This window comes from Methylobacterium sp. 77, from assembly GCF_000372825.1.
Lineage (GTDB): Bacteria > Pseudomonadota > Alphaproteobacteria > Rhizobiales > Beijerinckiaceae > Methylobacterium.
In genome coordinates this window covers 1,187,020-1,208,833 of record NZ_KB910516.1, presented here as the reverse complement: position 1 = coordinate 1,208,833, position 21,814 = coordinate 1,187,020, and the positions used below count along the sequence as shown (strand labels likewise).

Sequence of the window (21,814 nt, the reverse complement as noted above, 5' to 3'; positions counted from 1 at the left end):
GTCAGTCCCGGACGATGCCGGCCGTATCAAGCTTCGACAGCGCCTGCGTCACGGTCTCCGGCCCGATCACCAGGTCCGGTGCGATCTCGGCCAGGGGAACCAGGACGAAGGCGCGCTCGCGCACGAAACGGTGCGGCAGGACGAGGCGCTCGTCGGAAATCGCCGCGCCTTCGTAGGAGAGCACGTCGATGTCGATGACGCGCGGCCCCCAGCGCCGCTCGCGCACCCGGCCCATGGCGGTCTCGATGGACAGGCCGGTCTCCAGCAGGTCGTGCGGCGTCAGGTCGGTATCGACGGCGACCGCCGCGTTGAGGAACCAATCCTGGTCGGTATCGCCCCAGGGCGGCGTGCGATAGTCGCTCGACCGGGCCGTGAGCCGGATGCCGGGACTCGCCGCGATCCGCCGGATAGCCTCGGCGATGGTCGCGGCCTTGTCGCCGATATTGCTGCCGAGACCGAGATAAGCCGTCGTCATCGCGAGGCTCCGGTACGGCTGCGCAGGATCGAGATGGCGACGCCGTCGATGACTGCCGGCACGGGGGCGCTCGGCTTGTCGACGCGCACGACGACGCTGTCCACGCCCTCGAACCGGTCGAGGATCTCGGCCGCGATGGCCTCGGCCAGGGCTTCGATCAGGGCGAAGCGCCGGGTGGTGGCGATGCGCACCGCGATCTCGGTGAGGTCGGCATAGCTCACCGTTCTGGCCATGTCGTCCGACAGGCCGGCGGGGCGCAGGTCGGTCCGGCAATCGAGGGAGATGTAGAAGCGCTGGCCGATCCGCGCTTCCTCCTCGAGGAGCCCGTGATAGGCGAAGACGGCGATGCGCTCGACGAGGATGCGGTCGGTCATGATGGGATCGGTCTCGAATCTGTCCGCATCACGGCATCGACCACGCGAAGGGCGTCCACATGGGGCGCCACGTCGTGGACGCGGACGATGTCGGCCCCCAAAGTCGCGGCGAGGACATGGCTCGAGAGCGAGCCGTACAGCCGATCCACCGGCCGCGTCTCGGCATCGTGCAGGCGCCCGAGCATCGATTTTCGCGAGACGCCGACGAGGATGGGAAAGCCGAGCGCCTTGAGTTCCGGCAGACGCCGCAGGGCTTCGAGATGCTGGGCCCAGCTTTTGCCGAAGCCGATTCCCGGATCGAGGACGATGTCCCCGTCCGGGATGCCGGCGCGGCGGGCGATGTCGAGGGAGCGCTCGAAGAAGCGCAGCATGTCGGCGACGATGTCGATGGCGGGGTCGATGACCTCGCGGTTATGCATCACCATGACCGGCGCGCCGTGGGCGGCGGCCACGCTGGCGATGTCGGGCTCGCGCTGCAGGCCCCAGACGTCGTTGACGATGCGGGCACCCGCCTTCAGCGCCACATCGGCGGTGGCGGCCTTGTAGGTGTCCACCGAGATCGGGACGGCGAGGCGTGGCGCGAGATCGCGGATGACGGGGAGGATGCGGCGCTGTTCCTCCTCGGCCGTCACCGGAGAATGGCCGGGCCGCGTCGATTCCCCGCCGATATCGACGAGGGCGGCCCCCTCCGCCACGAGGGCATGGCCTTGCGACAGGGCGGCCTCGACGCCCTCGAAACGCCCCCCATCCGAGAAGGAATCCGGGGTGACGTTGAGGATGCCCATCACGAGCACGCGCTGCCCGATTCCGGGCAGGAGGGTTTTCAGGATCGGGGGGGAGGACGGCACGGGGTCTCTTCGACGAAGGAATGATCGCGATGCTGTAGGCCGATGAGATCCGTTTCATCAACCTCGTCCTGAGGTGTCGCGACGGGGCTGTCGCTCCGCTTTCGCACCTCAGGGAAAAAGCCGGCCTCGATCGATGCCGCCGTTCACACACCGCCGCGATAGCAGCGGATCTCGGCCTCGGCCTGCGCACGGCGAAGGTCGGCGACCTTGTCGTCGAACACCTTGGTCGATTTGAACTCGTTCGAGCGGGCGCCGATGCCCTGGCGCATGGACAGGACGGTGCTCGCCTGGACGTATTTGTCGTATGTCAGGATCGAGGCGAGGGCATCGACGGAGCAGGAGCAGCGCGAGAGCGATTCCCGCGACTGCCCGTTGGCCGCCATGCAGCCGAAGATGTAATCCGCCCGCGCCTCGGTGGGGTAGTCGTTCTCGCTCTCCATGGCCGAGGCCGGGGCAGCCAGGCCCAGATTGAAGGCGGAGACCAGGGTGAGGGCGACGAGGCCGCCTTTAGCCAGCGTTCGGATCATAGTTCAGGTTCTCCTGGAGAAGCTCGCCGCCTTCCGCGTTCTTCGACTGCGCCTCGATGGAGAGCAGTTCGCCGGGCACGGCGGGCGATGTCACGAAGGTGTATTTCAGGTTCTCGAGGCCGCGCATGCGGTCCTTCATCTTGTCGTCGAGGAAGGGCTGCACCTCCACGCGCCAGGCATCCACCGTCTGGCCCTTCACGGTCGCCGTCGTGGCGGTCACCGTCGCGTTGTCGCGCAGGGCCTTGCGGATGCCGTTCTTGATGTAGCGCGGGTTGGCCGAGAGCACCTTGGCGAGATCGATGAGATGGTGCTCGAGGAAGAGCGTCATCACCGGGTTGCCGGGCATATCCTCGAACGGGCCGGCGGGGAAACGGTTGGCGCCCGAGAACATCTGCACGCGGATGTTGCGCTTCTCCGGCGCCGCGCCCGGCTCGATCGTGAGCTTGATCTGGTCGTCCATGGTCGGGCCGAACGGACCCTTGGAGATGCCGCTCCGGCGCAGATAGGAATAGGTCAGGGTCGAGCCCGGCGCCACGTTCTTCATCTGCGGCTCCTCGAACAGCAGGTCCGAGGCATTGGGCGGCGTGGCCGTGTTGGCCTTGGTGACGGCGGGGGCATCGGCCGGGGGCGTGCCCTGCGCCAGGGCGGGCAGGCCGGCGAGAGACGAGCCGGCGAGCGACAGGGCGAACGCGACGTGAACGGGCTTCACAGGGGAGCATCCTCTTTCAGGGGCGGCGGCGCGACGCGGTCCACGTTGCTGCCGATCGTCCGGTAGACATAGTCGGGCGGCGACTCGGCCGCTTCTTCCTTGGCCAGATCCCGTACCTTCGCATGGAGCGGGGAGAGCGAGCAGGCCGGGTCGGTGGCGGCGGCATCGCCGGCGAGGGCCAGGGCCTGGCAGCGGCAGCCGCCCCAATCCTTCTCGCGCCGGTCGCAGGAGCGGCAGGGCTCCTTCATCCAGTCCGTCCCGCGATAGGCGGTGAAGGCTGGAGAATTCGCCCAGATGTCGGCCAGCGAATGGTCGGCGACGTACCAGAATTCGAGATGCTTGATGGTCTCGGCGGCGTGGCAGGGCAGGACCTTGCCGGCCGGGGTGACGTTCATCAGCTTGCGTCCCCAGCCGCCGGCGCAGGCCTTGGGGTATTTCGCGTAGTAATCCGGCACGACGAGATCGATGACGAGCTGGCCCTTCAGCCGCTCGCGCGCCGCCTCGACGATCCTGATCGAGTGGTCGACCTGGGCCTTGTCCGGCATCAGCGCGGCGCGGTTCACGTAGGCCCAGCCGTAATACTGGGTGTGGGCGACCTCAAGGCGCTTGGCGCCGAGCTTCACCGCGAGATCGATGAAGCCCTCGACCTCGTGAATGTTGCCGCGATGGATCACCGAATTGAGGGTCAGCGGCAGGCCGAGCTGCGTCACCCGCTCGGCGAAGGCCAGTTTCTGCGGCTGTGCGTTCTTCAGCCCGCCGATCTTCTCGGCATTGGCCGCATCGACGCCCTGGACCGAGAGCTGCACGTGGTCGAGCCCGGCATCGTAGAGCGCGTCGAGCTTCTGCAACGCGCCGCCGACCCCGGAGGTGATGAGGTTCGAGTACAGGCCGAGATCCGCGCAGGTCTTCGTGATCTCGACGATGTCGTTGCGCGCTGTCGGCTCGCCGCCGGAGAGGTGGACATGCAGCACGCCGAGACCCGCCGCCTCCGTCAGCACGCGCTGCCACGTTGCCGTGTCGAGTTCGCCCGAGCGCCGGTCGAGTTCGAGCGGGTTCGAGCAATAGGGACAGCGCAGGGGGCAGCGATGGGTCAGCTCGGCGAGGAGCCCGACCGGAGCCGGCAGGGAGGGGGTATTCGGCGTGATGGCGTTCATCGCTCCAGAACCCGTTTCGTGGCGAGGTCGTTGAGCATCGCCAGGACGTCGGCCTCGATCACGTCCGGGTCGGCTGCGAAGGTCTCCGCGAGTGTCACCGCGATGTCGCGCACGCTGCGCGATCCGTCCACCAGCGACAGGACCGCCACGGCGTTGGCATCGAGGTCGAAGGTGCGCTCGGGCGCCAGCAGCACGTGCTGGCCGCGAACCTCGTCGTGGCGCAGGCGTACGCCGCGGGGCAGGCGGGGCACGTCGCCCGATCGGATCGTGCCGGTGCCGGCGGCCTGCGCCACCTCGGCGACGAGGCCGGTTCCGGGCGTCCAGGCATCCGGCGGGGTCATGCCCGGTGCGACGTAGGAGAAGTAGAGGGCGTCGAGCTGCGTCCAGAGCACGGTGCATTTGAAGGTCAGCGCGGCCATGGCCTGGCGCTGCAGCTCCGGCGTGGTGGCGTGCTGCTTGACGTAATCGATGGCGAATTCCGCATCGCGCGGCGCCTGGGTCAGGCGCTTCTCGAAATAGGCCAGCGTGTCCTTGGTGATGAAGTCGTAGTTCTTCAGCATCCCGGCCACGCGCTCGGAGATGATGGTCGGCGAGAACATCTCGGTGAGCGAGGAGGCGATGGCCTCGAGCAGCGAGCGCTCCTTCACGAAATGGACGTAGGCATCCACCGAGAAGCGCGTCGCCGACAGGATGCCCTGCGTCGATTCCACGTAGTCGCGGCGGAAGCCGACGCCTTCGGCGAGCTTGAGCCAGCGCTCGATGCCGCCGTCGCCGGGCGCGTCGCCGTCATGGTCGACGATGCGCTGGCGCCAGACGCGGCGCAGGGAGGCGTCCTCCATCCGGGCGAGGACGGCGGCGTCCTTCACCGGGATCATCGCCTGGTAATAGTAGCGGTTGAGCGCCCAGGCCCGGACCTGATCCTTGTTCAGCTTGCCGTCATGCAGCAGGCGGTGGAACGGATGCAGGTTGTGGTAGCGCCGCGCGCCGATGTCGCGAAGCGCCGCCTCGAGCTCGTCGGGGCTGAGCAGGCGCTGGGACTCGTCGGACTTGGGCGTCGGGAAAGGCGCGGTCATGGCGTGGCTCGGCATTTCGGCGAAGGGCGGCGGCTGGAACTTTTCTTATAGATGGCGACGATCCCCGTGAAGGCTACGGACAGGAATCGCGCAATCGCATTGGGCACAATATAAGCCGGCAGCATTAAAATGCCAGCCGGACCCGGGCCTTCGGCATCCACGCGGATGCCGTATCCGGGACGTCGGTCTACAGTGCCAGGGCCAACCCGTCATGGGCGACGGTCCAGCCCTCGGCTTCCACCTGTCGCCGTTCGGCGGAATCCTCCACCAGCACCGGGTTGGTGTTGTTGATGTGGACGAAGACCCGGCGGCCGATCTCCACGTCGGCGAGCGCCGCGATCGATCCGCCCTCGCCGGTCATCGGCACGTGGCCCATCCGCCATCCGGTCTTCACGCCGACCCCGGCGCGGATCATGTCGTCGTCGAGCAGCACGGTCCCGTCGAACAGAAGCGCATCGACGCCCGCGATGCGCTGCTTCAGCCCGTCGGTCACGCGGGCGCAGCCGGGAATGTAGGCGAGGCGATGCCCGCCCGCCTCGATCATCGCGCCGACCGTGGTCTCGGTCTCGGCGCCGATCTCCATGGTCTCGTCCTCGAGCCAAAGCGGCACCTTGCCCGGCACCGCGAACAGCGTGACCGTCAGGCCCGGCACTGGCTCGAAGGCGCGGTCCAGGGCGATCTTCTCGCGCGTGACCACGTCGGCCGCCATCACGTCGAAGACCCGGTTGGCGTTGACCGAATCGAGGATGCCGGATGTGGCGTAGAGCGTGTAGGGCTGGCCCTCGCGCAGGGTCAGCAGCCCGGCCACGTGGTCGACATCGCCGTTGGTGAGGAGAACGGCGTGGATCGGCGAATGGCGCAGGCCCTCGCGCGGATGCATCGCCGGATTGTCGAAGAGTTGCTGCCGGATGTCAGGCGACGCGTTCACCAGGAGCCAGCGTTCGCCATCGGGCGACACGGCGATGCTCGACTGGGTCCGCGGACGCACGCGGGACGAATCCTCGCGGGCGAGGGAGCAGATGGGGCAGCGGCAGTTCCACTGGGGAAGGCCGCCGCCCGCGGCCGAACCGAGAATCACGACATGCATGGCTGAACCGGCGCTGCCTCGATCCTCAAGTACGACACGACACCTCAGTTGAAGGTATCGATCTCAGCCGACTCGTAGCTGGTGACTTCCATGCCGACACAGATCTCGGAAACGACGGGGGCAGCCCAGGTCATGGTGTTTCTCCTAGAAGGTTTCTTGAACGTCAGCAGCATCCGGATCACGTTTTAAGAAGATCCTAAGACACTGACGGCGCAGTCATTTCTGTCGCGGGAGCTATATCGACAATTCCACCGGACTCTTCAAGCGATAAATTGCCGGATCGTCCCGAACCGCTCCCGGAATCGGTGCGACGATTAATGACGGAAATCTTGTCCGCGCAGGTCGAGCATGAAGCCCCGCCCGCGCACCGTGACGATGACGGGTCCGCCGAAGCGCACGAAATCGGACAGCTTGGTGCGCAGGTAACCCACGTAAACATCGACGACATTCAGCGAGAGGCCGCCCTGGCCCGCCCAGAGCTTGTCGAAGATGTCGCCGCGCGACACCGGCTGGTTGGCCTTGTCCATGAGCAGGGCCAGCAGTTCGGCCTCGCGCGGCGTGAGGCGCGCTGTCGCATCCCCGAGGGAGGCCTGCCGGATGTTGAGATCGAGGACGAGCTTGCCGGCGGTGACGATGGTGCGCGGCTGGTCCGATTCCTTGCGGCGCAGGAGATGCGTCTGCAGGCGGGCGAGGAGTTCGTCGAAGACGAAGGGCTTCACGATGTAATCGTCGGCCCCGAGCGCCAGTCCCTCGGCCCGGTCGCGGACCTCGTCGCGCGCCGAGAGGAACAGGATCGGGCCGGGATAGCCGCCCTCGCGCAGGGAGCGGCAGACATCGTGGCCGGAGCCGTCCGGCAGGGTGATGTCGAGGACGACGGCGCCCGGCGCATCGTCTCTTGCCGAGGTGAGGGCCTCGTCGACGCAGCCGGCCACGCCGACGGAGAACCCCTCCGCCTCCAGGCCCCGCGCCAGCATGGCGCGGATGTCGCTGTCATCCTCGACGATGAGCACTCGCGTCATGCGACGCCTTCCTTCCGCTTGGTGTCCTCTCGATCCCCGGAATCGAGGTCGAGCACCGGCAGGACGAGCGTCACGCGCGCACCCTTGCCGTCCTCGCCCGCACCGAGGCCGATGGTTCCATCATGGCGCTCCGTCACCCAGCGCGCCAGTGCCAGGCCGATGCCAAAGCCGGATTCCCCCGAATGGCCCTCCCTCCGGAAGCGTTCGAACAGGTCCGCGCCGGCCTCCGGGAAGCCGGCGCCGTCATCCGTCACCGTGATCGCGGCCGAACGCGCCTCGTCGACGGCGAGGGCCACGACCACCCGCGTCAGCCCGGTCGCGTGCCGCAGGGCGTTGTCGATGAGGCTCTCCACCACCTGCCGCAGCCATTCCCGGTCGGCCAGGAGCGTGACGTCGTGCCGGGCCGGTTCGAGGGTCAGGGTCACGCGCCGGCGCGCCGCCTCAGAGGCGGCGCTGTCCACCGCATCGGTGAGGATGGCGATGGCGCCGGTGGCGCGGCGGTCGAGCTCGATCTGGCCGGATTCGGAACGGGCGACCCGCAGAAGGTCCTCCACCCGGCGCTGCAGGCGGAGCGCCCGCTTGCGGATCGTGGCGAAGACCGGTGCGTAATCGACTCCCGTCCGCCCGGCCGAGCGGGCGGCGATGTCGCATTCGCCGAGGATGACCGTGAGCGGCGTGCGCAGCTCGTGGCTGACATCGGCGAAGAAGCGCCTGCGCGAGCGGTCCACCGCCTCCAGGCGCTCGTTGGCGCCGCGCAGGTCGGTGGTCCTCGCCTCCACCGTATCCTCGAGGGCGGCGCGGTCGGCGGCGAGACGCCCCTCGCGCCGGGCGAGCCGCGCGGCCATGCGGTTGAAGTTGGCGACCAGCAGGCCGAGCTCGTCGCGGGTCGCCACCGAGAGCCTGGTGTCGAGCTCGCCGCGCCCGACCGCCCCCGCCGCTTGGCGCACCGCCTCGATCCGCGCCAGGGTCGGCCGGGTCACCGCCCGGTACAGGACGAAGACCAGGGCCAGCGCCAGGATGACGGCGGCGACCGATGCGATCCGCAGGGTCGAGGACAGGTGGCGGGCCTCGTCCGAGCCCGCGATCATCGAGCGGCGCTCGACCTCGATCAGGAACGAGAGCGGCTGGCCGGTCATGGCGCCGAACCCGTTCAGCGCCCCGCGGATGGAGTTGCGCCGCTGGTCCTCCTCCGATTGACGCAGGACCTGGGAGACCTGCCGGTCGAGGATGGCGCGGGCCGAGCGGAGCTGGGCGAGGGGGCGCGTGCGCGCCGCATATTGCATCCGGTCGAGGGGATCGTCGCTGACGGCGATGCTCTTGCCTAGGGCCTCGTCGACGGCGACCAGCGCCCGGTCGACATTGGCGCGGGCGAGGGCGAGGCCTTCCGGCTGCGCTTCCGGATTGCTCACCGCCTCCAATGCCGCGAGCCCGTACTGGGTCATGCGGCCGGAGAGCTCCACCAGCATTTCGAGCCGGCCCTGCGCCGCCAGCGTCCGGTCGATGGTGCGTTCGGCGGCGCCGATGGAGCCCAGCACCCCGATCGCCGCCAGGACGACCAGAAGCGCGGCGCCGCCGAGCAACAGCGCGAACCTGACCTTCAGAGAGCGCATCGCGTCTTGCCGCCCGTGTCTCGCCGTTCCCTTAGAGGGCAGCGATAGCGCAATCCGCCACGGCGTCCAGACCCATCACCGACGGCTCATCCGTCGCGGGTCATGACACTCACAGATCTTTCGGCAGGCTCTCGCGCGTCGCGCAGCGCCAGCGCGTCACCTGCCATTCGGGGTGGGCCTCCTGCCAGGTGGCGAGCGCGCTCTGGGCGGTGCGCAGGCAGATGAACGGGTTCGTCGCCTCGTAGGACAGGGAGATCCTGTCCTCCCTGCACTGGGACGGCTGGGCCGCGAGACAGATGGAGAGCAGGATCAGCATGGGGCAAAGGCCTCGGCCGGCGCGGGACGATCCGGCAATGGTCGGCCAGACCCGAGGCGCGCACAAGACCCGAGCCGCGTACAAGATCAGAGCCGCCTCCCTCCCTCGTACGGGGACGGGAGGCGGCTTCTGTGGCCGGAGGATCAGGCCTTCTTGCGCGTGGCCGCCTTGGCCGCAGGCTTGGCGGTGCTCGCTTTCGCCGCCGTCGTCTTCGAGGCCGGGCTCTTGGCGGCGGCCGCCTTTTTCGCGGGCGCCTTGGTCGCCGCCGTCTTGGTCGCCGCCGTCTTGGCGGTCCCGGCCTTCGCCGCACTCTTCGTCGCGGTCTTGCCTGTCGCGGTCTTGCCCGTCGCGGTCTTGCGGGCCGGCGCGCGCTTCTTGGCGCCGCCTCCCGAGGCTTCGCGCGCCGCGATCAGTTCGAGCGCCTGGGGCAGGGCGATGTCCTCGGCGGCCAGGGTCTTGGGCAGCGTCGCGTTGGTGGTGCCGTCGGTGACGTAGGGGCCGTACTTGCCCGACTTCACCACGATGGCCTTGCCCGTCTCGGGGTGCGCGCCGAGCGAGCGGCCGGGGTCGGAGGCGGGTCCACGCCGTCCGCCGCCCTGCTCCTTGGCGACGATGAGGTCGATGGCGCGGTTGGCGCCGATCTCCAGCACGTCGTCGTCGCGGCCGAGATTGGCGTACATCTTCCCGTGCTGCACGTAGGGTCCGAACCGGCCGAGATTGGCCAGGATCGGCTCGCCGCTCTCGGGATGCTTCGCCACCTCACGGGGGAGGGCGAGCAGGCGCAGGGCCTTCTCCAGATCGACCGCGGAGGGGCTGAGCCCCTTCGGCAACGACGAGCGCTTGGGCTTCGGGGCCTCCTTGTCGGTGGAGGCCTCGCCGAGCTGCACGAACGGGCCGAAGCGTCCGTCGCGCAGGCTCACGGCCATGCCCGAGACCGGATCGGTGCCGAGCACGCGGGTGCCGGGCTGGCCTCCGTTCTCGGACGAGCCGTCGCCGTCGCCCTCGACGCCGGAGGCGGCGAGCTGGCGGGTGTACTTGCACTCGGGGTAGTTCGAGCAGCCGACGAAGGCGCCGAACTTGCCGAGCTTGAGCGAGAGCTGGCCGGAGCCGCAGGTCGGGCAGGTGCGCGGGTTCGAGCCGTCCGCCTTCTCGGGGAAGATATGCGCCCCGAGGAGGTCGTTCAGCGCATCGAGTACCTCGGTGACACGCAGTTCCTTGGTGCCGGCGATGGCGGCCGAGAAGTCCCGCCAGAAATCGCGCAGCACCTCGCGCCAGTCGATCTCGGCATTCGAGACCCGGTCGAGCTGGGTTTCGAGATCGGCGGTGAAATCGTACTCGACGTAGCGCTTGAAGAAGCTCTCGAGGAAGCCGGTGACGAGGCGGCCCTTGTCCTCGGCCACCAGCCGCTTCTTCTCGATCTTCACATATTCGCGGTCGCGCAGCGTCTGCAGCACGGCGGCGTAGGTTGAGGGCCGGCCGATGCCGAGCTCCTCCATCCGCTTGACGAGGCTGGCCTCGGAATAGCGCGGCGGCGGCTCGGTGAAGTGCTGGGTCGAGACGATGCGCTCGCGCTTCAGCGCGTCGCCGGCCTTCATCGGCGGCAGGCGCTTGCCGTCCTCGTCCTCCTCGTCGTCCTTGCCCTCCTGGTAGAGGGTGAGGAAGCCGTCGAACTTCACCACCTGGCCGGTGGCGCGCAGCTCGATCCTGCGCGGGCCGACGGAGGCGACGATGTCCACGGTGGTGCGTTCGAGCTCGGCCGATTCCATCTGGCTCGCCACCGTGCGGGTCCAGATTAGGTCGTAGAGCTTGGCCTGTTCGGCATCCACATAGCGGGCTACGGATTTCGGTAGCCGGCTCATGTCGGTCGGGCGGACGGCCTCGTGAGCCTCCTGCGCGTTCTTGGCCTTGGCGCTGTAGCGGCGCGGCGCGGCGGGGAGGTAGCGCTCGCCGTATTCCTTGCCGATGACGCGGCGCGCATCGGCGATGGCCTCCGGCGCCATGTCGACGCCGTCGGTTCGCATGTAGGTGATGAGACCCACGGTCTCGCCGCCGATCTCGACGCCCTCATAGAGCTTCTGCGCCGCCCGCATGGTCTGCGCCGGGGCGAGGCCGAGCTTGCGCGAGGCCTCCTGCTGCAGGGTGGAGGTGGTGAAGGGCGGGGCGGGATGGCGCTTGGCGGGCTTCGCCTCGACGCTGCCAACCTGGAACGTCGCGAGTTCGAGGTCGCGCTTGAACGCGGCCGCCTCCTCGCCGGTGCCGACATCGAGGCGCTGGATGCGCTTCCCGTCGGCGCCCACGAGGCGGGCCTCGAACACGGCGCCGTCCTGGGTCACCAGGGTCGCCACCAGGGACCAGTATTCGCGCGGCTTGAACGTCTCGATCTCGCGTTCGCGCTCGCAGACGAGGCGGAGCGCCACGGACTGGACGCGGCCGGCCGAGCGGGCGCCCGGCAGCTTGCGCCACAGGACCGGCGAGAGGTTGAAGCCGACGAGGTAATCCAGCGCCCGGCGCGCGAGATAGGCGTCGACCAGGGCCTGGTCGATCTGGCGCGGGTTGCGCATGGCGGTGTCCACCGCCGATTTGGTGATGGCGTTGAAGGTCACGCGCTCGATTGGCATGCCCTTGATCGCCTTGCGGGCGTTCAGCGCCTCGACCACGTGCCACGAGATGGCCTCGCCCTCGCGATCCGGATCGGTGGCGAGGATCAGGCCATCGGCGCCCTTCAGCGCCCTGACGATCTCCGAGACGCGCTTCGAGCCGCGGTCGTCGAGCTCCCACAGCATGCGGAAATCCGCTTCCGGGTCGACGGAACCGTCCTTGGCCGGAAGGTCGCGGATATGGCCGAACGAGGCGAGCACCTCGTAGTCGCGGCCGAGATACTTGTTGATCGTCTTGGCCTTGGCCGGCGACTCGACGACGACGACTTTCATGTGCGGATCAGCCTCTCGTCAACGCCCAAGCCGGCGCCGGGACTCGCAGCCGGCGGGCTTCCCACCCGCCGAGACTCACAAATTATGTGCAAGACTTAGAACGTGGCCTGACCTTGCGGCCGGCTCGGCGCTGGGCGGGGGACAAGTGGGTCAAGGGCGCGGGGTTGTCAAATCGGTGGGTCGCGGCACGGTTGCAGGCCGAGTCGTCTGTCAGATCCCCGCATACCATTCGTAGCCGCGATCCTCCCAGTAGCCGCCCTGGCCGTCGCCGATCCCGGACAGGCTGTCGACCACCTCGATCCGCATCACGTATTTGGCCTGCTTGTAGCCGAGCTGGCGCTCGATCCGCAGGCGCAGGGGGGCGCCGTTCGAGACGGGCAGGGCCTTGCCGTTCATGTCGTAGGCGACGATCGTCTGCGGGTGGAAGGCGTCAGCGAGGTCGATGCTCTCGTAATATCGGATCGGCCGGCCGCCCTGGCCGTCCTCGCCGGATTCGGCATCCGCCTCCTCGCCGCCTTCGAGGCCGCCGCCGGCCATCTCCATCGTATCGGCGCAGTGGAACACGACGTAGCGCGCATTCGGCTTCAGCCTCGCGCTGGTGAGGAGGGCGGCGAGAGGCACGCCCGTCCATTTGCCGATGGCGCTCCATCCCTCGACGCAATCGTGGCGGGTGATCTGGGTCCGCGCGGGCAGGGCGCGCAACTCGGCGAGGGAGAGTTCCTGCGGCTGCTCGACGTGGCCGTCGATCGTCAGTCTGAAGCTCGTGAAGCCGTCCTTCGCCAGCGCCTTGTAGCTCTTGTCCTGCGGGTCGATCGTGCCGTTCGGCTTGAACCAGGGCGAGATGTCGGCCTCGGAGAATTCATGGGCCAGCGAGGTCGGCGTCAGCAGCAGGCGCTGGACGAACAGGTTGGCGTCCTCGCCGAGCTTCAGCGTGCGCCGGCCCCAATCGGTGGTCGCGATGCGGTCGCAGCCGCCGAGGAAGGCGGCTCCCAGCAGGCCGGCCGCGCCGGTCAGGATTCCGCGACGGTTCGGACTGCGCCTCATCGGATGCTCCCCGGATCGTAGGTCCTGGTCTTGGTAGTCTCGATCACGAACCAGCCGGTGACCATGCCGCGCAGGTTGTTCCAGACGCCCGAGACCAGCACGAGCACGACGTGGACGAGGGTGAACAGCACGAGCAGGTTCATCACGACGAAATGGACACTGCGCGCCGATTGCCGGCCGCCGAACAAGGCGGGCAGGGGCAGCACGGCGTTGAACCCCGGCGACATGGCGAGGCCGGTGAGCAGCATCAGCGGCAGCAGGACGACGATGACGACGAAATAGGTCAGTTTCTGCAAGACGTTGTAGCGCTTGGCCTCCTCGCCGCGCGGAAATTTCAGCGTCAGGTGCTCGCGGATGGAGGCGCCGAGCCCCCTGATCTGGCTTCCCTCGGGGATGATCCGGCGACGCAGCTGGCCGCTCTCGATCCCGTAGACGAGATAGATCAGCCCGTTGATGACGAAGGCCCAGGCGAACAGGAAGTGCCAGCGGCGCCCAGTGGCGAGGTCCTGGTTCGCCGGCAGGGTGATCCAGGCGGGGAAGGCCCGGCCGGCCGCCTGGCCCTGCGCGGTGGAGAGGCCGAGCCAGCCGGTCGTGTCGAATGTCCGGCCGCCGATCGCGACGATTCCCCGCGGCCTTCCCTCCGCCGTCTCGTCGTTGGTGATGGCGAGAAGCGGGGCATCGAAGGTCGAGGCCGAACCCCAGTACAGGGCGGGATGGGCGTTGAAGATCTGCAGCCCGCTCATGAGCAGGACGCAGAGGCAGGCGAGGTTGATCCAATGCGCCGCCCGGATCACCAGCGGGTGGCGGAAGAACCAGCGGCGGCGGACCGTCTCGATCCGCTCCTGTGATCGTCTCGTCGTGCTGGCTGCCAAGGGGCGGACTCCAAAATCGCTCATCTGCCGGGGAGACTACGAGCCAGGGCACCGAAAAGTTACACGCCGCCGTCCGCCGGCGGGACGCCACCGGCCGACGGGCCCCGGCCTTCTTGCTGGCCTTCTTGCCGCTCCCCGTCCATCTCCCTATAGCCATGGTCCCAGAATGACCGTCGCATCCCCATCCTTTCCCCATCGCCATCTGCTCGGCATCGAGGGGTTGTCGCGCCCCGATATCGAGGCTCTCCTCGACCGGGCCGAGGATGCCGTCGCGCTTTCCCGACAGGTGGAGAAGAAGCGCACCACCCTGCGCGGCCGCACCCAGATCAACCTGTTCTTCGAGCCCTCGACGCGGACGCAGAGCTCGTTCGAGCTGGCGGGCAAGCGCCTCGGCGCCGACGTGATGAACATGTCGGTGGCCTCCTCCTCGGTGAAGAAGGGCGAGACCCTCATCGACACGGCGGCGACGCTCAATGCCATGCGGCCCGACATCATCGTCGTGCGCCACCACTCGGCCGGCGCCGTCCATCTCCTGGCCCGCAAGGTCGATTGCGCCGTGGTCAATGCCGGTGACGGCGCCCACGAGCATCCGACCCAGGCCCTCCTCGACGCGCTCACCATCCGCCGCAACAAGGGCCGGATCGAGGGTCTGCGGGTCGCGATCTGCGGCGACGTCCTGCATTCCCGCGTCGCCCGCTCCAACATCATCCTGCTTCAGGCGATGGGCGCCCGCGTGCGCGTCATCGGCCCCTCGACGCTGCTGCCCACCGGGATCGAGCGGTTCGGCGTCGAGGTCTTCACCGACATGCGCAAGGGCCTCGAGGGCTGCGACATCGTGATGATGCTGCGGCTCCAGCGCGAGCGCATGAACGGCTCCTTCGTGCCCTCGGTGAAGGAATATTTCCGCTATTTCGGCCTCGACGCCGAGAAGCTGGCACTCGCCAATCCCGGCGCCCTAGTGATGCATCCGGGGCCGATGAACCGGGGCGTCGAGATCTCGTCCGAGATCGCCGACGGGGCGCAATCCCTCATCCGCGAGCAGGTGGAGATGGGTGTCGCCGTGCGCATGGCGGTGCTCGAAGCCCTCGCGATCCATCTGCCCAACGCGTGATGGTCATGACCGGACACGTCCTCCTCACCCATGCCAGCCTCTGCGACCCGGCCACCGGCCGCGAAGGGCCGGGCCATATCCTCGTGCGCGACGGCCGCATCGCCGACATCGCCTGGGGCGCCGCGCCCGGCGCCCCCGAGGGCGCCGACGTCATCGAGTGCGGCGGCCATGTCCTCGCCCCCGGCCTGATCGACCTGCGCGCTTTCGTCGGCGAGCCCGGCGCGGAGCATCGCGAGACCCTGGCCTCCGCGAGCGCGGCGGCGGCCGCCGGCGGTGTCACCACGCTGGTCTGCATGCCCGACACCAACCCGGTCATCGACGGGCCGGCCATCGTCGATTTCGTGCTGCGCCGCGCCCGCGACACGGCCTGCGTCAACGTCCTGCCCGCCGCCGCCATCACCAAGGGGCTCGCCGGCCAGGAGATGACCGAGTTCGGCCTGCTGCAGGAGGCGGGTGCCGTCGCCTTCACCGATGGGCTGAAGGCGGTGCGGAACGCCCAGGTGATGCGCCGCGCGCTCACCTATGCCCGCGATTTCGGCGCCCTGCTGATGCAGCACGTGGAGGAGCCCGACCTCGTCGGCGAGGGCGTGATGAACGAGGGCGAGATGGCCTCGCGCCTCGGCCTCGTCGGGATTCCGCGGGAGGCCGAGACGGTGATGCTGGAGCGCGACATCCGCCTCGTCCGCCTCACCGGCGGCCGCTACCACGCCGCCATGATCTCATGCGCCGATTCGGTGGAGATCGTGCGGCGGGCGAAACACGACGGCCTGCCCGTGACCTGCGGCGCCTCGGTGAACAACCTCGTCCTCAACGAGGGCGACATCGGACATTATCGCACCTTCTGCCGGCTCTCGCCGCCGCTGCGTCACGAGACCGACCGCCTCGCCCTGGTGGAGGCCCTGAACGAGGGCGTGATCGACGCGATCGTCTCCGACCACAACCCGCAGGACGTCGAGACCAAGCGCCTGCCCTTCGCCGAGGCCGCCGACGGGGCGCTCGGGATCGAGACCCTGCTCGCGGCCGCCCTGCGCCTCGTCCATACCGGCGATGTGGCGCTGCCGCGCCTGCTCGAGGCCCTCACCGTCACTCCGGCGGCGATTCTCCGGCGCGAGACCGGACGTCTCGCCGTCGGCGCACCCGCCGATCTCGTGCTGATCGATCCCGACCTGCCCTACGTGCTCGACAAGCGGACCCTGAAGTCGCGCTCCAAGAACTCGCCCTTCGACGAGGCGCGGCTGCAGGGCGCGGCCCTGATCACCCTGGTCGGCGGCAAGGTCGTCTTCCGGGCGGCGCAGGGGGCGGCGGCGTGACTCCTCTTCTCGAGGCCGGCTGGCCGGTCCTGCTCGCGAGTCTCGTCGGCGGCTACCTCGCCGGCTCGATCCCGTTCGGCCTGATCTTCACGCGTTTGGCCGGCCTCGGCGACGTCCGCGCCATCGGCTCGGGCAATATCGGCGCGACCAACGTGCTGCGCACCGGCCGCAAGGGGCTCGCCGCCGCGACCCTGCTCGGCGATGCCCTGAAGGGCACGCTCGCTGTGCTGGTGGCCGCCCGTTTCGGCGAGGGGGCGGCCCTGGCGGCGGGGCTCGGTGCCTTCCTCGGTCATCTCTTCCCGGTCTGGCTCGGGTTCAAGGGCGGCAAGGGCGTCGCCACCTTCCTCGGCGTGCTCCTCGCCTTCAGCCCCATCGGGCTCGCCGCCTTCGCGGCGATCTGGCTCGGCCTTGCCTTCACCCTGAAATACTCGTCGCTGGCGGCGCTCGCCGCCTCGGCCGCGACACCCATCGTCCTGTGGGCGGCGGGACATCCTGCGGTTGCATTGCTGTTCCTCGTGCTCGCGCTGCTGCTATGGTGGAAGCACGCCCCCAACATCCGCCGGCTTCTCGACGGCTCAGAGGGGCGGATCGGGCAGAAGGGCTGACCTTCCGCCAAGACCGGCGAGGCAGGTGCGGGGCATGGGCATGGGCATGCAACTCAACCCCGCCCAGCGCCTCGACTGGCTCCGGCTGATCCGCACCGACGGCGTCGGCCCGCGCACCTTCCGCACCCTGATCAACCGGTTCGGCGGTGCCGGCCCGGCCCTGGAGGCCCTGCCGGGCATCACGGGGCGCGGAGCCAGGCGCGTCGTGCCGATCACGCGGGCGCAGGCGGAAGCCGAAATGGAGGCGGCGGCCCGGATCGGCGCCCGCCTCGTGGCGATGGGCGAGGACGATTACCCGACGCTGCTCCAGGCGGCCGATTCGGCGCCGCCCCTCATCGCGATCCGGGGACGGGCGGCGATCCTGTCCCGGCCGGCCATCGCCATCGTCGGGTCGCGCAACGCCTCCGCCGCCGGCCTCGGCTTCACCGAGAGGCTGGCGCGCGGCCTCGGGGAGGCGGGGCTCGTGGTCGTCTCGGGCCTCGCGCGCGGCATCGATGCCCGCGCCCACAAGGCGGCGCTGGTCTCGGGCACGGTGGCGGTGCTCGCCGGCGGCCACGACCGGATCTACCCGGCCAACCACGAGGCGCTGGTGGAGGCCATTCTCGCATCCGGCGGCGTGGTCCTGGCCGAGATGCCGATGGGCTGGGAGCCGCGCGGCCGGGACTTTCCCCGCCGCAACCGCATCATCTCGGGCCTCGCCTACGGCACCATCGTGGTGGAAGCCGCCCGCCGATCGGGCTCGCTCATCACCGCGCGCTTTGCCCTCGAACAGGGCAGGGAGGTCTTCGCCGTACCGGGATCGCCCCTCGACCCGCGCGCCGAGGGCACCAACGACCTCATCCGCCAGGGCGCCACCCTGGTCTCGGACGTGGAGCACGTCCTCTCCGCCATCGCGCCGCTGATCGGGCGGGGTGATTTCGAGCAGGGAACCGGGCGGCTCGCCCTCGACCGGCCCGACCTCGCCGACGCGCCGATCTTCTGGGACGAACTCGACGGGATCGGCGGAGCGGCACCCGACCCGGAGGAAGAGCTGGAGCCGGAGCCGCCGGAGCCCGCCGACGACCGCGCCCGCCTCATCGCCTATCTCAGCCCGACCCCGATCGGCACCGACGACCTCGCCCGCGCGGCGGGCCTCAGCGTGCGCATCGTCCAGACCACGCTGCTGGAACTCGAACTCGACGGCCGGATCGAGCGGAATGGCAGCGGGGCGGTGTCGCTGGTGGGGTAGGTCGGCCGACGACTCACACTCGCTTCAGCGGCTTCAGCGGCTTCAGCGGCTTCATCGTGATGAAGCGCGCCACGCGCCCGTCGGTCCCGAAATTCACCTGCTCGCCCATTGATGGGACGGAATGCAGGACCGAAAGCCCGTGAGCAACCCGGTCGCCACGGCAGCCGGTCGTTCTCAGAACGCCTCCCGCTCCTCCTCCTCGTCACCCAGCAGGCCCCGGATCTGATCGAGGCAGCCCTGGAGGATGTAGGCGGCGGCCAGCATGTCCACGACCTCGCCGCGCTTGGCCCGCGAGGCGTCCGCGGCGATCAGCGCGCGCGTCACCGCCGCCGTGGAGAGGCGCTCGTCGCAGAACAGCACCGGCAGGTCGAGCAGGGGCTTCATGTTGCGCACGAAGGAGCGCGTCGCCTGGACGCGCGGCCCTTCGCTGCCGTCCATGTTGAGCGGCAGGCCCATCACGAGGCCGCCGACCCGGTGCGTCTCGCACAGCACGCGCAGGCGGCCGACATCGGGCGTGAACTTCACCCGGCGGATGGTCTCCAGCGGCGACGCGATCTGCCGGCCCACATCCGACAGGGCGAGGCCGATGGTCTTGGTGCCGAGGTCGATCCCGATGAGGCGCTGGCCGCCCTGGGAGTTCGCGACGAAAGCCCGGATGTCGTCTTCCGTCACGAGGAGAGTCTCACGCCGGTATCGCCGAGGAAGCTGGAGGGCAGGGGCTCCGCGCCCATGCCGAGGATGCCGCGCACGGCGGGGCCCTGAAGCCGGCGCATGAGGTCGGAGAGGTCGGCGCCGCCGAACCGCACCGATTCGAGGTCGGCGCCCATCACCCAGATCTCGTATTCCCGGTGCCCGTCCTCATCCGTGCCGGGAACCACGTCCCAGAACAGGAACTCGCCGGCTTCGGTCTCGCCGAAGAAGCAGGCGCGCTCGACCACGCCCGGATCGTCGCCCTCGACCTCGAAGCGATGCCCCTCCCGCGTCTCGACCACGGAGGCGATGCTGTGCGCGATCAGTTCCGAGCGGGTGACGAGGTCCGCGCTCTCGTCCGCGCTCGGGATCGCGATGCGCACCGAACCGCCCGCGAGGCCGGCGCCGCAAGTGAGGCAGAAGCTGCGGTAGCTCTCCGGCAGGGGAAACCCAAATTCCGCCTCCGCACGGTCGATTCCGGCCTGGTCGGCCGTCGGCCCCGGCGCGAATTCGGTGAACACCGTCTGCCACATCATGTCTGTCCCCAGCCTGTCTTAACCATACCTCCGAAGGGGAATAGCCGCACACGGAGCGAATGCGCCATAAGTCCGTTAAGGATCTGTTAACGGTACGGGGGCAGCATGGACCGGTTCGGCCGCGTGGGGCGAGTGTTCGGCACAATTCGTAGGGCCGGAAGCGACGGCTCCGGTGCGCGCGAGATGCCGCTTCGGCACAAATTGATGCTCATCCTGGCCTTCGAGATCATGGCTTTGGGGTTCCGGCAGGCCGATCTCGGTCGCCACGACAAGGGAATCGTGGTCGAAGCGCCGGCCCATGCCGGCAACGCCATCGTCTGAGATGACGCGTCCCCCCGGCCCCGGCGTTGCGGGGCCGCGAAGCGCGGTGCTATAGCCCGGCCCCTGACGCGCGATCCGGCGCAGGTCCCGAGGTCCCAAGGCAGCATGTCGGTCGACGCAACTACAGTGAGGCGCATCGCGCATCTGGCGCGCATCGCGGTCAGCGACGAAGAGGTCGCGCCGCTTCAGGGTGAGCTCAACGCCATCCTCGCCTTCGTCGAGCAACTCTCCGAAGTCGATGTCGACGGCGTCGAGCCGATGACCTCGGTCACGCCGATGGCGATGAAGAAGCGCACCGACGTGGTGACCGATGGCGGCCACGCGCGCGACATCGTCTTCAACGCCCCCGAGACCGAGGACCATTATTTCCTCGTCCCCAAGGTGGTCGAGTAGCCCCGCCGATTTCGTGATGCATGCCCGTCGAGAGGGACCGCGCGGCGCCGGAGACGGGCGACGGGGTCCGGCGGGCTTTGAGGACAGGCGCCATGACCCAGATCAACGAACTCACCCTGGCCGAGGCCCGTGACGGGCTGAAGGCCAAGGACTTCTCCGCCAAGGACCTCGCCAAGGCGCATCTGTCCGCCATGGACGCCGCGCGCGGCCTCAACGCCTACCTGCTGGAGACGCCCGAGCGCGCCCTGCAGATGGCGGACGTGGCCGATGCCAAGATCGCCTCCGGCGAGGCCCGGCCCCTCGAAGGCCTGCCGCTCGGCGTCAAGGACCTGTTCTGCACCCACGGGGTCACCACCACGGCGGGCTCCAAGATCCTCGAAGGCTTCCAGCCGCATTACGAATCGGCCGTGACCCACAACCTGTGGCGCGACGGCGCCGTGATGCTGGGCAAGCTCAATCTCGACGAGTTCGCCATGGGCTCGTCCAACGAGACCTCCGCTTACGGCGACGTGGTCTCGCCGTGGCGCCGGAGCGGGTCCGAGACGAAGCTGGTGCCGGGCGGTTCGTCCGGCGGTTCGGCGGCGGCTGTCGCAGCCCATCTCTGCCTCGGCGCCACCGCCACCGATACCGGCGGCTCCATCCGCCAGCCCGCCGCCTTCACCGGCACGGTCGGCATCAAGCCGACCTACGGGCGCTGCTCGCGCTGGGGCACCGTGGCCTACGCCTCGTCGCTGGATCAGGCCGGCCCGATCGCCCGCACGGTGCGCGACTGCGCCATCCTGCTCGGTTCGATGTCCGGCGCGGATGCCCGCGACACCACCTGCGCCGACCTGCCCGTGCCGGATTTCGAAGCGGCGGTGGCGCGCGGCGTGAAGGGCCTCACCATCGGCATCCCGAAGGAGTACCGGGTCGAGGGCATGTCCGCCGAGATCCAGGCGCTCTGGGACAAGGGCGCCGAGATGCTGAAGGATGCGGGCGCCACGATCCGCGAGATCTCGCTGCCGCATACGCGCTACGCCCTGCCAGCCTATTACATCGTCGCGCCGGCCGAGGCCTCCTCGAACCTCGCCCGCTACGACGGCGTGCGCTACGGCCTGCGCGTGCCCGGCAAGGACATTGCCGGCATGTACGAGAACACCCGCGCGGCGGGCTTCGGTCGCGAGGTGAAGCGCCGCATCATGATCGGGACCTACGTGCTCTCGGCCGGATATTACGACGCCTATTACGTCCGCGCCCAGAAGATCCGCACCCTGATCAAGCGCGATTTCGAACAGGCCTACGCCTCCGGCATCGACGCGATCCTGACGCCCGCGACCCCCTCGGCCGCTTTCGGCATCGGCGAGAAGGGCTCGGGCGATCCCGTCGAGATGTACCTGCAGGACGTCTTCACCATCACGGTGAATATGGCCGGCCTGCCCGGCATCTCGGTGCCGGCCGGCCTCGACGCGCAAGGGTTGCCCCTCGGGCTCCAGCTCATCGGCCGGCCCTTCGACGAGGAGACGCTGTTCGCCGCCGCCCAGGTCATCGAGACCGCCGCCGGGCGGACCAAGCTGCCCGCCGCGTGGTGGGCATGAAGGCTCGG

The 21,814-nt window shown here is 69.2% G+C and carries 24 protein-coding genes; 7 read left to right on the top strand and 17 right to left on the bottom strand.

The window, feature by feature from the left end:
* Position 1: 1 nt before the first annotated feature.
* The 15 genes from folK to A3OK_RS0105585 form a co-directional block, all read right to left on the bottom strand.
* Entirely contained in the window at positions 2 to 475 is a 474-nt protein-coding gene (folK, locus tag A3OK_RS0105655; RefSeq protein ID WP_019903968.1) for a 2-amino-4-hydroxy-6-hydroxymethyldihydropteridine diphosphokinase, read from the bottom strand.
* Entirely contained in the window at positions 472 to 849 is a 378-nt protein-coding gene (gene folB / locus A3OK_RS0105650) for a dihydroneopterin aldolase (protein ID WP_019903967.1), read from the bottom strand. The genes folK and folB overlap by 4 nt, the downstream gene beginning before the upstream one ends.
* Entirely contained in the window at positions 846 to 1,697 is an 852-nt protein-coding gene (folP, locus tag A3OK_RS0105645) for a dihydropteroate synthase (RefSeq protein ID WP_019903966.1), read from the bottom strand. Before folP ends, folB begins: the two co-directional genes overlap by 4 nt.
* 143 nt (positions 1,698 to 1,840) lie before the next feature.
* Positions 1,841 to 2,137 (bottom strand): hypothetical protein, encoded by a 297-nt coding sequence (locus A3OK_RS0105640; RefSeq protein ID WP_245259414.1) that lies wholly within the window; start codon positions 2,135 to 2,137, stop codon positions 1,841 to 1,843.
* A gap of 67 nt (positions 2,138 to 2,204) precedes the next feature.
* Entirely contained in the window at positions 2,205 to 2,933 is a 729-nt protein-coding gene (locus A3OK_RS0105635; RefSeq protein ID WP_019903964.1) for a hypothetical protein, read from the bottom strand.
* A complete protein-coding gene (pqqE, locus tag A3OK_RS0105630) occupies positions 2,930 to 4,087 on the bottom strand; it encodes a pyrroloquinoline quinone biosynthesis protein PqqE (RefSeq protein ID WP_019903963.1) in 1,158 nt (385 codons plus the stop codon). The genes A3OK_RS0105635 and pqqE overlap by 4 nt, the downstream gene beginning before the upstream one ends.
* The gene (gene pqqC, locus A3OK_RS0105625) at positions 4,084 to 5,160 is read right to left on the bottom strand and encodes a pyrroloquinoline-quinone synthase PqqC (RefSeq protein WP_019903962.1); all 1,077 of its coding nucleotides are present in this window, start codon (positions 5,158 to 5,160) and stop codon (positions 4,084 to 4,086) included. Before pqqC ends, pqqE begins: the two co-directional genes overlap by 4 nt.
* A 187-nt stretch (positions 5,161 to 5,347) precedes the next feature.
* Entirely contained in the window at positions 5,348 to 6,247 is a 900-nt protein-coding gene (pqqB, locus tag A3OK_RS0105620; protein WP_019903961.1) for a pyrroloquinoline quinone biosynthesis protein PqqB, read from the bottom strand.
* A gap of 44 nt (positions 6,248 to 6,291) precedes the next feature.
* Positions 6,292 to 6,381, bottom strand: coding sequence for a pyrroloquinoline quinone precursor peptide PqqA (gene pqqA / locus A3OK_RS22380; protein WP_018043604.1), 90 nt, complete (start codon positions 6,379 to 6,381; stop codon positions 6,292 to 6,294).
* A 180-nt stretch (positions 6,382 to 6,561) separates the two neighbouring features.
* Entirely contained in the window at positions 6,562 to 7,266 is a 705-nt protein-coding gene (locus tag A3OK_RS0105610) for a response regulator transcription factor (RefSeq protein ID WP_019903960.1), read from the bottom strand.
* Positions 7,263 to 8,876, bottom strand: coding sequence for a HAMP domain-containing sensor histidine kinase (locus tag A3OK_RS0105605; protein WP_019903959.1), 1,614 nt, complete (start codon positions 8,874 to 8,876; stop codon positions 7,263 to 7,265). The genes A3OK_RS0105610 and A3OK_RS0105605 overlap by 4 nt, the downstream gene beginning before the upstream one ends.
* Before the next feature lie 109 nt (positions 8,877 to 8,985).
* On the bottom strand, positions 8,986 to 9,192 hold the full coding sequence (locus tag A3OK_RS0105600) for a hypothetical protein (RefSeq protein ID WP_019903958.1): 207 nt from the start codon (positions 9,190 to 9,192) through the stop codon (positions 8,986 to 8,988).
* Between the two features lie 143 nt (positions 9,193 to 9,335).
* The gene (gene topA, locus A3OK_RS0105595; protein WP_019903957.1) at positions 9,336 to 12,122 is read right to left on the bottom strand and encodes a type I DNA topoisomerase; all 2,787 of its coding nucleotides are present in this window, start codon (positions 12,120 to 12,122) and stop codon (positions 9,336 to 9,338) included.
* 210 nt (positions 12,123 to 12,332) lie between these two features.
* The gene (locus A3OK_RS0105590) at positions 12,333 to 13,166 is read right to left on the bottom strand and encodes a molybdopterin-binding protein (protein ID WP_019903956.1); all 834 of its coding nucleotides are present in this window, start codon (positions 13,164 to 13,166) and stop codon (positions 12,333 to 12,335) included.
* On the bottom strand, positions 13,163 to 14,038 hold the full coding sequence (locus A3OK_RS0105585; RefSeq protein WP_019903955.1) for a cytochrome b/b6 domain-containing protein: 876 nt from the start codon (positions 14,036 to 14,038) through the stop codon (positions 13,163 to 13,165). The genes A3OK_RS0105590 and A3OK_RS0105585 overlap by 4 nt, the downstream gene beginning before the upstream one ends.
* 166 nt (positions 14,039 to 14,204) lie before the next feature.
* Here A3OK_RS0105585 and A3OK_RS0105580 point away from each other — a divergent pair, with 166 nt between their 5' ends.
* The 4 genes from A3OK_RS0105580 to dprA are packed head-to-tail and all read left to right on the top strand — an operon-like array spanning position 14,205 to position 18,292.
* Positions 14,205 to 15,149: an aspartate carbamoyltransferase catalytic subunit gene (locus tag A3OK_RS0105580; RefSeq protein ID WP_019903954.1), complete on the top strand. Its 945-nt coding sequence runs from the start codon at positions 14,205 to 14,207 to the stop codon at positions 15,147 to 15,149.
* A 5-nt stretch (positions 15,150 to 15,154) separates the two neighbouring features.
* On the top strand, positions 15,155 to 16,459 hold the full coding sequence (locus tag A3OK_RS0105575) for a dihydroorotase (protein WP_026596970.1): 1,305 nt from the start codon (positions 15,155 to 15,157) through the stop codon (positions 16,457 to 16,459).
* Positions 16,456 to 17,064: a glycerol-3-phosphate 1-O-acyltransferase PlsY gene (gene plsY, locus A3OK_RS0105570; protein WP_019903952.1), complete on the top strand. Its 609-nt coding sequence runs from the start codon at positions 16,456 to 16,458 to the stop codon at positions 17,062 to 17,064. Before A3OK_RS0105575 ends, plsY begins: the two co-directional genes overlap by 4 nt.
* A 46-nt stretch (positions 17,065 to 17,110) precedes the next feature.
* Positions 17,111 to 18,292, top strand: a complete 1,182-nt coding sequence (gene dprA, locus A3OK_RS0105565) for a DNA-processing protein DprA (RefSeq protein WP_026596969.1) — start codon at positions 17,111 to 17,113, stop codon at positions 18,290 to 18,292.
* Between the two features lie 174 nt (positions 18,293 to 18,466).
* Here dprA and ruvX read toward each other — a convergent pair whose 3' ends face one another.
* Positions 18,467 to 18,964 (bottom strand): Holliday junction resolvase RuvX, encoded by a 498-nt coding sequence (gene ruvX, locus A3OK_RS0105555; protein WP_019903949.1) that lies wholly within the window; start codon positions 18,962 to 18,964, stop codon positions 18,467 to 18,469.
* Positions 18,961 to 19,515 (bottom strand): SMI1/KNR4 family protein, encoded by a 555-nt coding sequence (locus tag A3OK_RS0105550; RefSeq protein ID WP_026596968.1) that lies wholly within the window; start codon positions 19,513 to 19,515, stop codon positions 18,961 to 18,963. Before A3OK_RS0105550 ends, ruvX begins: the two co-directional genes overlap by 4 nt.
* 108 nt (positions 19,516 to 19,623) lie before the next feature.
* Between A3OK_RS0105550 and A3OK_RS0105545 the strand changes: the two genes are divergently transcribed.
* From A3OK_RS0105545 to gatA, 3 genes are all read left to right on the top strand, one after another.
* Positions 19,624 to 19,839 (top strand): hypothetical protein, encoded by a 216-nt coding sequence (locus tag A3OK_RS0105545; RefSeq protein WP_019903947.1) that lies wholly within the window; start codon positions 19,624 to 19,626, stop codon positions 19,837 to 19,839.
* Between the two features lie 105 nt (positions 19,840 to 19,944).
* On the top strand, positions 19,945 to 20,232 hold the full coding sequence (gatC, locus tag A3OK_RS0105540) for an Asp-tRNA(Asn)/Glu-tRNA(Gln) amidotransferase subunit GatC (RefSeq protein WP_026596967.1): 288 nt from the start codon (positions 19,945 to 19,947) through the stop codon (positions 20,230 to 20,232).
* 92 nt (positions 20,233 to 20,324) lie between these two features.
* Positions 20,325 to 21,806 carry an Asp-tRNA(Asn)/Glu-tRNA(Gln) amidotransferase subunit GatA gene (gene gatA / locus A3OK_RS0105535; protein ID WP_019903945.1) on the top strand — a complete coding sequence of 494 codons (1,482 nt, stop codon included), beginning with the start codon at positions 20,325 to 20,327 and terminating at the stop codon, positions 21,804 to 21,806.
* The last annotated feature ends 8 nt before the right edge of the window (positions 21,807 to 21,814 follow it).

Coding starts and splice junctions, on each gene's coding strand:
- folK (WP_019903968.1), bottom strand. CDS start 475: ATGACGACGGCTTATCTCGGTCTCGGCAGCAATATCGGCGACAAGGCC.
- folB (WP_019903967.1), bottom strand. CDS start 849: ATGACCGACCGCATCCTCGTCGAGCGCATCGCCGTCTTCGCCTATCAC.
- A3OK_RS0105640 (WP_245259414.1), bottom strand. CDS start 2,137: ATGGAGAGCGAGAACGACTACCCCACCGAGGCGCGGGCGGATTACATC.
- pqqE (WP_019903963.1), bottom strand. CDS start 4,087: ATGAACGCCATCACGCCGAATACCCCCTCCCTGCCGGCTCCGGTCGGG.
- pqqC (WP_019903962.1), bottom strand. CDS start 5,160: ATGACCGCGCCTTTCCCGACGCCCAAGTCCGACGAGTCCCAGCGCCTG.
- pqqB (WP_019903961.1), bottom strand. CDS start 6,247: ATGCATGTCGTGATTCTCGGTTCGGCCGCGGGCGGCGGCCTTCCCCAG.
- pqqA (WP_018043604.1), bottom strand. CDS start 6,381: ATGACCTGGGCTGCCCCCGTCGTTTCCGAGATCTGTGTCGGCATGGAA.
- A3OK_RS0105610 (WP_019903960.1), bottom strand. CDS start 7,266: ATGACGCGAGTGCTCATCGTCGAGGATGACAGCGACATCCGCGCCATG.
- A3OK_RS0105605 (WP_019903959.1), bottom strand. CDS start 8,876: ATGCGCTCTCTGAAGGTCAGGTTCGCGCTGTTGCTCGGCGGCGCCGCG.
- A3OK_RS0105600 (WP_019903958.1), bottom strand. CDS start 9,192: ATGCTGATCCTGCTCTCCATCTGTCTCGCGGCCCAGCCGTCCCAGTGC.
- topA (WP_019903957.1), bottom strand. CDS start 12,122: ATGAAAGTCGTCGTCGTCGAGTCGCCGGCCAAGGCCAAGACGATCAAC.
- A3OK_RS0105590 (WP_019903956.1), bottom strand. CDS start 13,166: ATGAGGCGCAGTCCGAACCGTCGCGGAATCCTGACCGGCGCGGCCGGC.
- A3OK_RS0105580 (WP_019903954.1), top strand. CDS start 14,205: ATGACCGTCGCATCCCCATCCTTTCCCCATCGCCATCTGCTCGGCATC.
- A3OK_RS0105575 (WP_026596970.1), top strand. CDS start 15,155: ATGACCGGACACGTCCTCCTCACCCATGCCAGCCTCTGCGACCCGGCC.
- dprA (WP_026596969.1), top strand. CDS start 17,111: ATGCAACTCAACCCCGCCCAGCGCCTCGACTGGCTCCGGCTGATCCGC.
- A3OK_RS0105550 (WP_026596968.1), bottom strand. CDS start 19,515: ATGTGGCAGACGGTGTTCACCGAATTCGCGCCGGGGCCGACGGCCGAC.
- A3OK_RS0105545 (WP_019903947.1), top strand. CDS start 19,624: ATGGACCGGTTCGGCCGCGTGGGGCGAGTGTTCGGCACAATTCGTAGG.
- gatC (WP_026596967.1), top strand. CDS start 19,945: ATGTCGGTCGACGCAACTACAGTGAGGCGCATCGCGCATCTGGCGCGC.
- gatA (WP_019903945.1), top strand. CDS start 20,325: ATGACCCAGATCAACGAACTCACCCTGGCCGAGGCCCGTGACGGGCTG.